The sequence below is a fragment of the Paenibacillus anseongensis genome (assembly GCF_009757995.1).
Classification (GTDB): Bacteria; Bacillota; Bacilli; order Paenibacillales; family NBRC-103111; genus Paenibacillus_E; species Paenibacillus_E chondroitinus.
Window position 1 is genome coordinate 1 of the sequence record NZ_WSEM01000036.1, and the last position, 13,529, is coordinate 13,529.

Sequence of the window (13,529 nt, forward strand, 5' to 3'; positions counted from 1 at the left end):
ACCCGCATGTACGGTGGTGTGAGAGGTCAGGGGCTAGCCGCCCCTATCTACTCGATTATTCGTCGTGCTGGCTGTTGCCACGTGGCTTATCCTTGTCTTTACGCTCATCTTTGTGATCGTTTTTAGCTTTTGGCCCGCCTTTTGGCTCATCTTTGCGCTTGTCGTCTTGATTATCGTCATGATCATCGCCAGGTTTCTTTGGAGCCTGCTGCGGCTGTTGAGGCTGCGGTTGCCATTTGGTTTTCATATGGACATTCAATTTATTCGCGTCCAAGTTATAGTGCTGGGCAAGCAGCCCTGCAATTTTCTGCTCAGCATCGGATGATTTGAGGTCGATAGAAGCGAGCAGATTCTGAATCCACTGGGCAGCTTCCTCCCCTTTGAGGTGAATCATCCCGGAATCTTCAGGCTTAACGCTCAGATCATACGTTGTTCCTTTATCATCCTTGGATTGCCCGATGTGCAGCTTGAAATGCTTGCCGTCCACATTAAGATCAAAGCCCTGCAGGTCTGGATAACTGTTTTTATCCGCTGAGGCTGGCTTTGTGCTAGACTCCGGTTTTGGAGCGGCGGACGTAGGTGTCGGCGTCTGCGTTGGCACAACCGTTGCAGCCGGACTTTGTGTCGGCTCAACCGGAGCCGCAGAAGCAGTCGGGGACGGCGTGGGCTCATTGGCAACCGAAGATGATGCTTTGACATAGGCCGCCTGCTGCTTACTATTAAGGATTAACTCGATCTGATCCCCTGCGTGTAAGTCGGCAAGCTGAGCTTTTTGATCATTTTTGAAAACCCACACAGATTTCGCTAAGGGTAGCGTTTGGTCCCCTGTATCCGTAGTGACAGTGACGGCTTCTGAACTAGCAGATTTGAAAGTGCCGTTGACTGAAGTAGAGATGGCAGAGTTAGTTGAAGTTGATGCGTAGGCTGTCCACCCGCAAACCAACAAAGCCACCAGCGTAATAGAAATAATAATAAATGGTAATCTTTTGCGCATAAGAAAACACCTCCACTAACACCTTTCGGCATAGGGGGGTGTTTTGGGACGGTCTTAGGGCTTTTAGTCGCTTTGCAGACGCTGCATGAATTCTTCAGCTGCACTGTATCCCTGCTGGCGCAAATACCAGCTGTTCGCCGCAGCCTCAACAAGTCCTGCAACGTCGCGTCCAGGCTGCAGTTGGATTTCAATATGCGGAATTCGAATATCCATATATTCCGTAAAAGCAGGCTCAAGCTCCAAATCGTTATTGAGCGCATGCTCCTGCCACTTGGTCAGCTCGATGTCGAGCACGATCCGTGTTTCATCTTGGAACGCTTTGCGGCCATAGAGACGCGACACGTTAATAAGCCCGATGCTGCGCAGCGCAAGGAATTCCTTCGTTTTTCCGTTGTGCGTGCCTAGCAGAGTTTCCGGGCTGATTTTTTTCAACACCACGATATCATCAGCCACGAGGCGATGTCCTCGGCGGATCAAGGTGTGGGCGGTTTCGCTTTTGCCAACACCGGATTTGCCACGAAGCAAGATGCCGATTCCTGATACATTGACGCAGACGCCGTGAATCGCCATCTCTTGCGCCAAGGATTTGCTGAGATATAAATCAACGAGATCCTGGAATTTACTTGTGGCTGCAGCTGTACGGAGCAGGGGAATGCGTTCTTCTTCGCAATATTTCGTTAAATATTTCAAGCCTTCCTGGTTTCTTGTGACGACGAAACAAGGCGGATGATATTTGACAATATTACCGATGTGCAGATTTCTTTCTGTTTCGGTGAGCTTGTGCAGGTAAGTAATTTCTTTCCTTCCTAAGAGCTGTACGTGCTCTTGCGGGAAATACTCGAAATAGCCGACAAACTCAAGGCCGGGGCGGTGCGCCTTCGTTTTGGTAATCGGACGGTGCAGTTCCGAGTGTCCGGCAAGTACTTCGAGCGAGAAGCGCTCGACTAAATCTTTGACTGTGACGGGCTTCACAATCTGTCCCTCCTTTATAAATTCATGCTAATCTCATATCATTCGCTTATATCCTGCAAGATTCCTGCTATGAAAGCGCTTGAATGTTGCATTTTTGTACAGAATGTGTCAAATTATGCGTTGCTTTAGAAAGCTGCAGAGATGGTCCTCGAACAAATAGTGAAAAAAAACGCCCTATGCAAGAAGCGCACAGAGCGTAGGCCATGTTGGTCGTTTCGTATGTTTATGTAAAAGCAGCTTACCTGTTGTAGCCGCATTTTTTCGCAAGTGTTGGCCATGTTGAGAGAAACATGTTTTCCCACCGGTCTTCAGGCAATACCATGATCCATCTTGCAATTTGATCCAAGCCCATGTCACACAAAGTTTGAACGACTTCTTCTCTTTCACAGCTCGTTTTTAATGCTAACATCTCAAAACCACCTCATCACTTGTATTCAAACAATTATGCATATGCGGCGAAGAGCCGGAATGTGACGATTTTCCATAAAAAAGTCAAAGAGGCCATGCCGTTGAATGCGGCACAGCCTCTTTTTGGTTTACAAAGTAGATCGATTCGGCTATTTTAAGTGATTGCGAAGGCTAGGCTCGACCGCTTGCAGAACTTGACCCAGCTGAGCGTCGGAGACGTCGGTTTCACCGTACCGCACTTGATTATAGGCCGTTGTAATGGCATGAACGGTTTCTGGTGAAAGCTGCTTTCCTAAACTTAAATCTTTTTCCGTTTCATTAGGAGTTAGAGCATCCTTATACGTATACCCGTTCTGAGCGGCCCGCTCGATCAAGAGGCGGTAAAGATAGCGGACGCGCTCCCGATTGTTCGGTAAAAGCGCCCATTTCTTCGCATGGCTTCTCTCCTTGTTTCTTCCTTTTCTCACTTGCTGCCACCACAGGCGCGGAAGTCCTTTCCAATCGAGAAGCGCTTCTTTTTCATCAATGAAGCCTTCGGATTCTCCATCTTGCTTGCTGCTGAGAGAGCGGTTCATTAAACGTCTTAAGAAAGCATTCACTACGGGCAGGAGCTTGGTTACAATTATGTAAACAGCAAGAACGATCAGCGCGACAACGATCAGATATCCGAAGATAACCTGAATATAGTGAAACAAGGTGTCCAACCAGCTCGGTTCTCTGGCCTCAGCCGGAGGTAGGAGCGGCGGCGGTGCGGACGGATTGGGCTCAGGCAGCGTTTCTGGCGGCGGACCGGATTGCAGGAGAGACACCAGCCATGCGATGGCAGCGCGTAAACCGGCAACGATGCCTTGTCGAAGCTGCTGAAAGTAGGCAACGACGAAGATAAGGGCAATTAATACCGTTAACCAAATTCGGCTCGAGCGCTTCACGGTTTCCGATAAGGAGGAAGAGGCGGCTCTCTCATCGCTGGCAAGTGTCGCTGTTAGCAGGCCTGTTCGCTGCATAGCAAAGAAAAAGATAATGAGCGAGATGAAGCCCAGACCATTCAACCAGCCCATATAAGGCTGAAAGGAAGCCTGATGTCCCATGATCGGTACACCGATGAAGTATACCGCTCCTGCAACTGCAAACGAGGCTCCAGGAAAGATGGCAGGCCAGCCGTCCTTCGTACAGCGAATACCGCGATAGGAGAGCAGCATGCCGATAGCGGCACAAGTCCAGCTATGCCAGTTGTTCCCTTGGAACAGATAGGCTGCTGCAAAACCGACTAGTGCACATCCCAGAAGCTCATAAAGCGTGCGAGATAGCCAAGTAATGCGTCCCAATAAGCTGCCTGCTATGAAAACAAGCATGAACTGCACGATCAACGGCCAGAGAGATATCTCTGACAAATAAAGGTGCGTAGTCACGACAAGGGGGGAAAATAGAATAAGTTCAGCTCCCGCGAATACAAGCGAATTTCCGATAACTCGAAGATAAGTATACCTAGTCTGATTAACTTGCTGAGCTTGCCCCTGAAGCGGTGTTGACATCGGATGGACTCGCCTCCTTTTCATGAAGGGTTAATAGCCCATGCTGCAAGGGAACGATAAAGACGGTATGCCCCTGCGCTTCAAGTCGCTGAATGCTATCTTCAATGGCATCGGATACGAAAGCGGTCAGCAGAATAATATCCAGGGCGCTCCCTTCCTGCAGAGTGCACTCATCCAGAAAATCACTGCAGGAGCGGGTGTAGGAAACAGTTAGCTTCGCCATTGTTTCGAACAGATATTCCAGATGCGGGTGACCGCCGGCCGGAGGAACATGCACCGTGACACCGGGCTGTTGAGCTAGAGACCCGTTATAGCCGAAGCCAACAGGAATTCCTTGGCTAATCGCATATTCGGCCAACGTGGCGGCGTACGATAAGCCTTTCTCAACCAGCTCCGGATCGCTAACAGCGTCCCACATGGTTGCGGTTATTTGGGTATTGACGATGATGAGCAGCCTCGGGTCCGCTGTGAATTCCCGATTATAGACCTGCAGTCTCTGGCTGCGAGCCGTGGCTTTCCAATGAATGCTGTTCATTGTATCCCCGTAACGATACTCGCGTACGCCCGAGACAAGGAACGGATCGGGCATAATCCAACGCTTCACCGTAACATCTCCTTGCCAACGGCTGGATAGAAGCGGGATGTCATCCCGGCTTACCAAGCGCGGATACACGAGGAGCTCCAAATCTGTGCGCTGGCTCTTCGTTGCCGCATGCATGCCGACAAGATCCCCGATGGATGCGGATACGGTCTCCAGCTTATACCAGCCACGCTGTGCGCAATATACCTGATGGCGTCTGACGATTCGGGTATACGGCATCAGGCTGAAAAGACTGCGATGATTCTGAAACATCGCGCCGCTGCTTACGGCAAGATTGCTTTGCTTGGCAAAATGAAGCCCGGCATGAATCGTGGATTCCAAACGCAGCCAAGGAACCGGAGCGAGCTTGCGGTTCTGAATCGTTTCGATCATTTCGATGCGATCACCAGCATGGCAGTGTGCTGTATTAAAGGATCGTTTAATCGTAAGACCACGAAAGCCCCAACGGTTGAAAATGGTGTGTTGGACTAGGTAGACAAGGCCAGCGATGATGAGGATCCATGAGATACCCATCCGCTACCTCAGCTTGACTTCGGTCGGCACAGGCGTCGCCGCAAGAATGCCCGCCAGCAGCGTCTGCACCTGCTGGTCCTGCTGGCGCGACCGTGTCCGCAGCAGGATGCGGTGCGCCCAGACGGGCCCGGCCAGCGCCTTGATGTCGTCCGGCAGCACGTAGTCGCGGCCACGCAGCGCCGCGTACACCTGCGCCGCCTTCATCAAGGCGCGCACGCCGCGCGGCGAGACGCCAAGCGCGGCATCTGCATGCGTGCGGGTAGCTTCCGCGAGCTGCACGAGGTACTGCAGCAGCTCGTCGCTGAAGCGCACCTGCACGAACAAGCGCTGCGCTTCAAGCAGCTCAGCGCGCCCTACAACCGGCAGCAGCTGATCAAGCGGATCCTGCTGTTGGTAGCGCTTTAAAATCTGCACCTGCTCCGCGGCAGACGGATAACCAAGCGAGAGCTTCATCAGGAAGCGGTCGAGCTGTGCTTCCGGCAGGGGGAACGTCCCCTGATTCTCGACAGGGTTCTGCGTGGCGATCACGAGGAACGGCGCTTCGAGCGCGCGCGTTTCCCCGTCGATGCTCACTTGACGCTCCTCCATGCTTTCCAGCAAGGCGGATTGGGTGCGCGGCGTCGCGCGGTTAATTTCATCGGCGAGCACGATGTGAGCGAAGAGCGGTCCCGGGCGGAATTCGAATTCGCCGAGTTTTTGATTGTAAAAGTTAATGCCGCTAACATCCGAAGGCAGGAGGTCCGGTGTGAACTGAATGCGCTTCATCGTGCCGTCCAAGGAGCGGGCCAGTGCTTTAGCCAGCTGCGTTTTCCCGGTGCCCGGCACATCCTCAAGCAGTACATGTCCGGAAGCGATGAGGGCGATAACCATCAGCTCGACCGTCTCGTCTTTTCCTACAATGACTCTACCTACATTTTCCTTGATGAGCGTAGCGATTTGTCCTATTCGTGTGAAGTCCAACGGCTGTTCCTCCCAAATCATTAATGTGGTGAACAATATGTAAATCGGGACATAAGAGTTGTCTACTTAAGTTTAACAGACACTAGGTGATTTTTACCATTACTTCCTTAACGCCTGCTAATCCTGTTGTGTATTCGATAGGCAGTTAGTACAATATGGATAAATAGCTTAATTACTAATTACTTACAAATCAGCACTTTATATGTAAATGTTTAGGGGGACCCTGATGTACAAGCTAATTTTAGTGGATGATGAAGAGGATGTCCGTGAAGGTGTCGTTCGCGAGGTGGACTGGGAAGCCATCGGTTTCGAGGTCATTGAAAAAGCGGAGAACGGCAGAGAAGCGCTGGAAATGGTAGAGCGACTACAGCCGGACGTCGTTGTAACCGATATTCAGATGCCGTTTATGAATGGGCTGCAGCTGGCCGAAGCGATTCGAGAGCGATTTCCAACCATTAAGCTGATCATTCTCACAGGGCATGATGAGTTTGAGTATGCCCAGAGAGCAATTAAGCTGCATATCGATGAGTACGTGCTGAAGCCTTTTTCCGCGCAGGAGCTTATCAATGCCTTGCTGAAGGTGAAGGGACAAATTCAGGAGGAAGTGGCGCACCGGGAGAATGTGCAGCTGCTCATGGAGCATTATCGGAAGAGCATGCCTGTGCTGAAAGAGAATTTCCTGGCAACGCTCATGAACCGGAAGCTTCCGCGCGAAGAAGTCTACGAGAAAGCGGCAAACTACGGGATTGAAATAGGCGGTCAAAGCTTTGTCGCTGCTGCTTTGAGTATCGATGGCGTACTCATTCCTGAAGAGGAGCTGGAGAATCGGGAAGAGCTGTCCAAGTCCGTTTCCTTAAAATATTCGCCGGATCAAGCGCTGAAATACTTTGCCTTATTAAATATCACAGAAGAGATTGTGGATAAACATCGGTTTGGCCTTGTTTTTATGCATGACGATCATGTGGTTGTGTTATCCGTAAGGGAGAGTGAGAACAGGGAAATCGCGCTGCAAGAGACGATGAAGGTGTTGGAAGAAGTTCGGCAGAATGTGGAAAAATATTTGAAATTCACCTTAACGGTTGGTATTGGTACTGTCATGAAGGATGTGACCAAAATCAGCTATTCCTATGAAGACGCTGTATTGGCGCTGGACTACAGACTTATTCTTGGCAATAACCGCATTATTTCCATCGATGACGTGGAGATGCGTACCGTGGAGAAAGTTCGGTTTGACGATGTGAAAGAGCACGCTTTGACGCGTTGTATCAAGGTTGGGACGAATCAAGAGATCCGGGAGACAATGGACGAGCTTTTTCAGGGAATTGAAGGAGCTGTTTCCGTTAAGGACTATCAGATTTATTTGCTGGAAATTCTGACTTGCATCCTGAAGGCGGCCAAGGATTCGAATTTGAACGTGGACGAGGTTTTCGGCGACAACTTCATTCCTTTTACAGAGATCAATAAGTTTAAGTCGTTGGAAGAAGCTAAGCACTGGCTTGCCGAGCTATGCGCCTCGATGATGAACCATATCGCTACGGATCGCCAATATACTTACAAGAATCTGGTTGAGATGGCCAAAGATTATACCAAAAATCATTATCACGAAGGCGACATTACGATTAATAAAGTGTGCAGCCATTTGCATATTAGCGCAGGGTATTTCAGCAGTATTTTCAAAAAAGAAACGAAAATGACCTTCGTCAACTACTTGAACCATATCCGCATGGAGGCGGCGAAGGAGATGCTGCGCTCTACAGATATGAAGGCGCTGGAGATCGCTGAGAAGGTCGGTTATGCCGATGCGAACTATTTCAGCTTTTCGTTCCGAAAAAATGTTGGCGTTTCCCCAAAGGAATATCGCAATAACAGCAGCAAAGGGCAGTAGGGGTCAAGGAGCGGGGGGTTAGTTTTGATACGAAAAATAAGGGCTCTATTCAAGGCTTTGTACGAGGTGCTGCTCGATACCATCCGGGTGAAAAGCATCCAATTTGCGATTACGATGTCTTTTATTTTCATCACCGTGACCGTTATGCTGATCATTTCACTGGTGCTCTATAATAAGTTCTCCAAGACGGCGGAAGAAAGTGCCTTTCTAAATACACAGCAGATTGTAGAACAGGTCCAGTTTAACTTGGAAAATTATATAAAAGGCATGGCGGACACGTTCGAGGTGGTCGATGCCAAGATTGCCAAAAGCCGCGGCATCCCCTCCGACAAGCTGACGGAACAGTTGGAAACGATCGCAAGCACGCGCGAGGATATCGTCTCCATTAATTTATTTGCTGCGGATGGCGAGCTGATTACGGGTCTCCAGAATGCCGGCATGCGCAAAAATACGAGGCTGATTGAACAGTCCTGGTTTAAGTCCGCTTTGGACAATCCGAACCATCTTTCCTTTTCGCTGCCGCATATTCAGAACCTATTCAAAGATCCGTACCGCTGGGTTGTTTCGATGAGTAAAGGGGTTACCATTGAACATGGCGGGAAGTGGGAGGACGCGGTGCTTCTGGTGGATGTGAATTTTAAAACGCTGGATGACGTGTTCCGCACGGTTTCTTTAGGCAAAAAAGGTTACGTGTACATCATTGATGATTCGGCAGGCAACATTGTGTACCATCCCCAGCAGCAGCTTATTTATATTGGCTTAAAGTATGAAAATGTGGAGCAGGCGCTCAAATTCTCCTACGGCAAGTATATGGATGTCAGCGAGGGGGAACCCCGGCTTAATGTCGTTAGGACCGTTAATAATATCGGTTGGAAAATTATCGGGGTCTCCTATATGGATGAAATGATCACGACCCGCAAGGAAATCAGCACGTTTATGATTTGGCTGTTGGTCATTGTTCTTATTTTTATTTTGCTCATCTCCTCCTTCATGTCAGCGCGCATTTCCAAGCCGATCAAACGGCTTAAGAAATCGATGGAAATGGTCGAGAAGGGGCATTTTGACACGTACATACATGTTCGCGGCGCAGATGAAGTGGAGCAGCTTTCACGAAGGTTCAATCTCATGGTTTCCAGGGTGCGCGAGCTGATGGATCAAAATATTCATGAGCAAGAGATCAAGAGAAAAAACGAGCTTGAGGTGCTACAATCGCAGATTAATCCGCATTTTTTGTACAATACGCTCAATTCCGTGGTTCGGATGGTTGGGAACGGGAAAAACGAAGAGGTTGTTACGACGATTACCTCCTTGTCCAAGTTTTTTCGGATTTCGCTCAGCAAAGGGAAGAACATCATTACGATTGCAGATGAGATCGAGCATATTCGGAATTATTTAATCATCCAAAAGATGAGGTATAAGGACAAGTTCGATTATGACATTGAAGTGGATGAAGAAGTGCTGCCTTATAAAACGCTAAAGTTAATTTTGCAGCCGTTTGTAGAAAATTCGCTCTATCATGGCATCGAGTATATGGTGGACGAAGGTCATATTCACATATCAGCTAGGAAAATAGGCGATAAAATACAGCTCCAGGTCCAGGACAATGGTGTTGGGATGTCGGAGGAAACACTCAAAAACATTATGATTGGCTCTGTAAAAAGCGATAAGGGCTCAGGGGTTGGTCTGCGTAATGTGCATGAGCGGATTCAGCTGTATTTTGGCGCGGATTATGGCGTTAAGGTGGAGAGCGAGCTTGAAGAAGGAACGATCGTGAAAATCTGGATTCCAGCCATATTGGAAGATGAATAGGGAGGATCAGCGATGGATAAAACAATGAAACTTGGCCCCCTCATATTCGCCATCTTGGCCGCTGCCTTCTCCATGTCCTCCTGTATGCGCAATACGGAGACTGAGAGTACACCGACCGAGAAGAAGAAGCATTTGGAAGTGGTGTTAAGAAGCCAGAACGGGGACTATTGGAAAACGGTTAAAATGGGAGCGGAAGTCGCCGCGAAGGAATTTAATGTAACTTTGGATTTCAGGGCGCCGGACGATGAAGGGGATGTAAAGGGGCAGATCGCCTTAATGGAGCAATCCGTTAATAGCGGTCCTGATGCCATTGTGCTCGCGGCTAATGACTATAAGGAATTGTCGGGAGTTGTAGACGATGCTGAGGGACGAGGCATTCCTGTTGTCGCGATCGACTCTGAAGTGGAGTCACGCAAAGCGAGAAGCTTCATAGGCGCCAACAATTATGAGGCCGGTCAAATGGCAGGTCAGCAATTAATTAAGCTTGTCGGACCCAAAGGAAATATCGCGATTGTGAGCTTTAAACAAGGGGAGCGCAATACGGAGCTTCGGGAGCAAGGGCTTTTGGATGAAATATCGAAATATCCGACCATGAAGGTTATTGCCAAGGTATACACGATGACAGACCGGGGGACGGCGGATCAACTTACGCAAGGCATCATTGAGAAGTATCCGCATTTGGACGGGATTGTTGCCCTGAATGAAATCTCCTCCATTGGGGTTGCCGATGCGATTCAACGAATGAATCTGCAAGATAAAGTGAAAATCATCACATTTGACAGCACATCGGAAGAGTTGGAGCTGCTGCAGGAAGGCGTTATCCAAGCTACGATTATTCAAAATCCGTTCAGCATCGGCTATTTAGGGGTTAAAAATGCGGTCGAAGCCTCACATGGAAAGAAGATTCCGGGCCGTGTTGATACCGGGATTAAGGCCATTGACCTCAACAATATGTTCTGGTCGGATAATCAAAAATTGCTATTTCCGTTTATAAAGTGATGAGAATTTCGATAGAAGATATGAGGATATTGCATTTGTTTCGTAGTCCGCATGCCGTATATTTAGAAATGTAAATAAACAAACAACAACCTTTTAGGGAGGGTCTTACCTTGAAAAAATTGATTACCCTTGCAGTAGCGAGTGCTTTGGTTGCAACCGTAACAGGATGTGGCGCTAAAACAGAAAAACCAGCAGCATCTCCAGCAGCTAGCGCAGCAGCAAGCACTGGTGCAGCGGCAACAGCAGCTCCTGCTAAAACAGACGGCAAAAAACCAACAATCGGTGTAGCTATTTATAAATTTGACGATACATTCATGTCCGGTGTTCGCGCGGCGATCGCTGATGCAGCGAAAGACAAAGCAACTGTGGATATCGTAGACAGCCAAAACTCACAACCAACACAAAATGATAAAGTTGACCTTTTCATCACGAAAAAAGTAAACGCTCTTGCGATCAATGCGGTTGACCGTACAGCGGCAGGCGTTATCATCGATAAAGCAAAAACAGCTAACGTACCGGTTGTCTTCTTGAACCGTGAGCCGCTGGCTGACGATATGAAGAAATGGGATAAAGTTTACTATGTAGGCGCGAAAGCTGAGCAATCCGGAACCATGGAAGGCCAATTGCTGGTTGACTACTTCAAAGCTCACCCAGAAGCGGACAAAAACAAAGACGGCAAAATTCAATACGTTATGTTGAAAGGCGAGCCAGGACACCAAGATGCTGAGCTTCGCACGAAGTTCTCCATCCAAGCAATCACAGATGCTGGTCTGGGCGTAGAGAAAGTAGCGGAAGATACAGCTATGTGGGATCGTGTAAAAGGTCAAGAGAAAATGGCAGCTTTCCTAGCTTCCAGTGAAAACAAAATCGAAGCTGTTCTTGCGAACAACGATGATATGGCTCTTGGCGCTATCGAAGCTCTGAAAGCAAAAGGTTACTTCAAAGACAATAAATTCTTGCCGGTTGTAGGCGTTGACGCTACGGCTCCTGCGCTTCAAGCACTTAGCGATGGTACGTTGCTCGGAACTGTTCTGAACGATGCGAAAAACCAAGGTGCTGCAACAACGAACGTAGCAACTGCTCTTGCTAACGGTCAAACACCAAGCAAAGAAACGACAGGCTACGATGTAACAGACGGTAAATATGTTTGGATTTCCTACAAAAAGATTACAAAAGCGAACATGAACGAAGCGAAGTAATCTGAATAGAAGCGGGCAAGAGCAATTATCCGCTCTTGCCTTCTTATTTGGAAACCCGTGCAAAGATACAGAGAAAAAGGCTTAGAACAATGGCTTCACTTTGTGGGGATTATCGTGAGCTGGTAGGGGGAGTTACCATGACATTACATGAGTATTTACTGGAAATGAATCAAATCTCCAAAGAGTTCCCCGGCGTCAAGGCGCTGGATAACGTTACCCTGAAAGTTCGCCCAGGAAGCGTGCATGCTTTGATGGGAGAAAACGGGGCTGGTAAATCGACGTTGATGAAATGCTTATTCGGCATCTACAAGCCGGATGGCGGAGAGATCAAGCTGAACGGCGAGACCGTGTCCATCCTTAATTCCAAGGATGCGTTAGCAAACGGCATTTCCATGATTCATCAAGAGCTGCACCCGGTTCCTCATCGCAACGTGATGGAGAACATTTGGTTGGGCCGCTTCCCGGAAAAAGGGATCGGACCATTGAAATTAGTGGATCACAAGAAGATGCGCAGAGATACAGAAAAGTTGTTTGAACAGCTTCAAATGGATATTAAACCGGACACACTTGTTGGCACCTTGTCGGTTTCGAAAGTGCAGTCCATTGAAATTGCCAAAGCCGTTTCTTTCAATTCGAAAGTCATTGTTATGGATGAGCCGACTTCGTCATTAACAGGAAATGAAGTTGAACAGCTATTTCGCATCATTCGCGACCTGAAAAGTCGTGGCGTCTCGATCATCTATATTTCACATAAAATGGAAGAAATTCTTGAAATCTCGGATGAAGTAACGATTATGCGTGACGGAACAAAGATTGGGACGTGGCCATCGTCAGAGCTGACAACCGATATGATCATCTCGAAAATGGTTGGACGTGATCTCAAAGAGCGTTTCCCTGAACGAAGCAATGTACCGAACGGTGTATTAATGAGTGTGGAGGGACTGACGTCGGTCATCCCAAGATCCTTTAAAAATGTTTCTTTCGACCTTCGTAAGGGAGAAATTCTTGGCGTGGGCGGTTTGGTTGGTGCACAGCGGACGGAACTGATGGAAGCTTTGTTCGGACTACGCGGTGTTGCATCCGGCCAAATTTCGATCCATGGCAAGCAAGTAAAGCTTAAATCGCCGATTGACGCCATTAAGCACAAAATCGCGCTGCTTACGGAAGAGCGCCGCGTGACAGGGATTTTCCCGGTATTGTCCGTGCTTGAGAATACGGTCATTGCGAATTTAGGCCGATACATGAACCCACTCGGATTCATTCAAGAGGCGAAACGGAAAGTCGAAGTAGAGAAAAGCATTGAGATGCTTCGGGTGAAAACGCCGAACATGCATGCATTGATCAAAAACCTTTCTGGTGGTAACCAGCAAAAGGTGCTCTTGGCCAGATGGCTGCTTACAGAGCCGGACGTGCTCCTGCTGGATGAGCCGACTCGCGGAATTGACGTAGGAGCGAAGTTTGAGATTTATTCCATCATTGCCGACCTTGCGAAGCAGGGGAAAAGTATTATCATGATCTCTTCTGAAATGCCCGAGCTGCTTGGGATGTCAGACCGAATCATGGTTATGTGTGAAGGACGCCTTACGGGGATCGTAGAAGGAAATAAAGCAACAGAAGAAGAGATCATGCGCCTTGCTGCACAGCATATGGCATAAAT

At 48.5% G+C, this 13,529-nt stretch carries 11 protein-coding genes; 5 read left to right on the top strand and 6 right to left on the bottom strand.

The window, feature by feature from the left end:
* Positions 1 to 55: 55 nt before the first annotated feature.
* From GON05_RS34100 to GON05_RS34125, 6 genes are all read right to left on the bottom strand, one after another.
* Positions 56 to 994, bottom strand: a complete 939-nt coding sequence (locus GON05_RS34100; RefSeq protein ID WP_157325947.1) for a YusW family protein — start codon at positions 992 to 994, stop codon at positions 56 to 58.
* 63 nt (positions 995 to 1,057) lie between these two features.
* Entirely contained in the window at positions 1,058 to 1,966 is a 909-nt protein-coding gene (gene hprK / locus GON05_RS34105) for an HPr(Ser) kinase/phosphatase (protein WP_181646654.1), read from the bottom strand.
* Between the two features lie 238 nt (positions 1,967 to 2,204).
* Complete coding sequence (locus tag GON05_RS34110) at positions 2,205 to 2,375, bottom strand: hypothetical protein (protein WP_157325949.1); 171 nt, start codon at positions 2,373 to 2,375, stop codon at positions 2,205 to 2,207.
* Positions 2,376 to 2,523: 148 nt separating this feature from the next.
* Positions 2,524 to 3,906, bottom strand: a complete 1,383-nt coding sequence (locus tag GON05_RS34115) for a DUF4129 domain-containing protein (RefSeq protein WP_157325951.1) — start codon at positions 3,904 to 3,906, stop codon at positions 2,524 to 2,526.
* Positions 3,869 to 5,020, bottom strand: a complete 1,152-nt coding sequence (locus GON05_RS34120) for a DUF58 domain-containing protein (protein WP_157325953.1) — start codon at positions 5,018 to 5,020, stop codon at positions 3,869 to 3,871. Before GON05_RS34120 ends, GON05_RS34115 begins: the two co-directional genes overlap by 38 nt.
* A 3-nt stretch (positions 5,021 to 5,023) precedes the next feature.
* Complete coding sequence (locus GON05_RS34125; RefSeq protein WP_246239695.1) at positions 5,024 to 5,980, bottom strand: AAA family ATPase; 957 nt, start codon at positions 5,978 to 5,980, stop codon at positions 5,024 to 5,026.
* A gap of 226 nt (positions 5,981 to 6,206) precedes the next feature.
* Between GON05_RS34125 and GON05_RS34130 the strand changes: the two genes are divergently transcribed.
* The 5 genes from GON05_RS34130 to GON05_RS34150 all read left to right on the top strand — a co-directional run bounded on the left by GON05_RS34130 (position 6,207) and on the right by GON05_RS34150 (position 13,527).
* Entirely contained in the window at positions 6,207 to 7,865 is a 1,659-nt protein-coding gene (locus GON05_RS34130; RefSeq protein WP_157325957.1) for a response regulator, read from the top strand.
* Positions 7,866 to 7,979: 114 nt separating this feature from the next.
* Entirely contained in the window at positions 7,980 to 9,674 is a 1,695-nt protein-coding gene (locus GON05_RS34135) for a cache domain-containing sensor histidine kinase (protein ID WP_157326007.1), read from the top strand.
* A gap of 12 nt (positions 9,675 to 9,686) precedes the next feature.
* Positions 9,687 to 10,673, top strand: a complete 987-nt coding sequence (locus GON05_RS34140) for a substrate-binding domain-containing protein (RefSeq protein ID WP_157325959.1) — start codon at positions 9,687 to 9,689, stop codon at positions 10,671 to 10,673.
* Positions 10,674 to 10,783: 110 nt separating this feature from the next.
* Complete coding sequence (locus GON05_RS34145; protein WP_127458212.1) at positions 10,784 to 11,872, top strand: galactose ABC transporter substrate-binding protein; 1,089 nt, start codon at positions 10,784 to 10,786, stop codon at positions 11,870 to 11,872.
* A gap of 137 nt (positions 11,873 to 12,009) precedes the next feature.
* Positions 12,010 to 13,527, top strand: a complete 1,518-nt coding sequence (locus tag GON05_RS34150; RefSeq protein WP_157325961.1) for a sugar ABC transporter ATP-binding protein — start codon at positions 12,010 to 12,012, stop codon at positions 13,525 to 13,527.
* Positions 13,528 to 13,529: the final 2 nt, after the last annotated feature.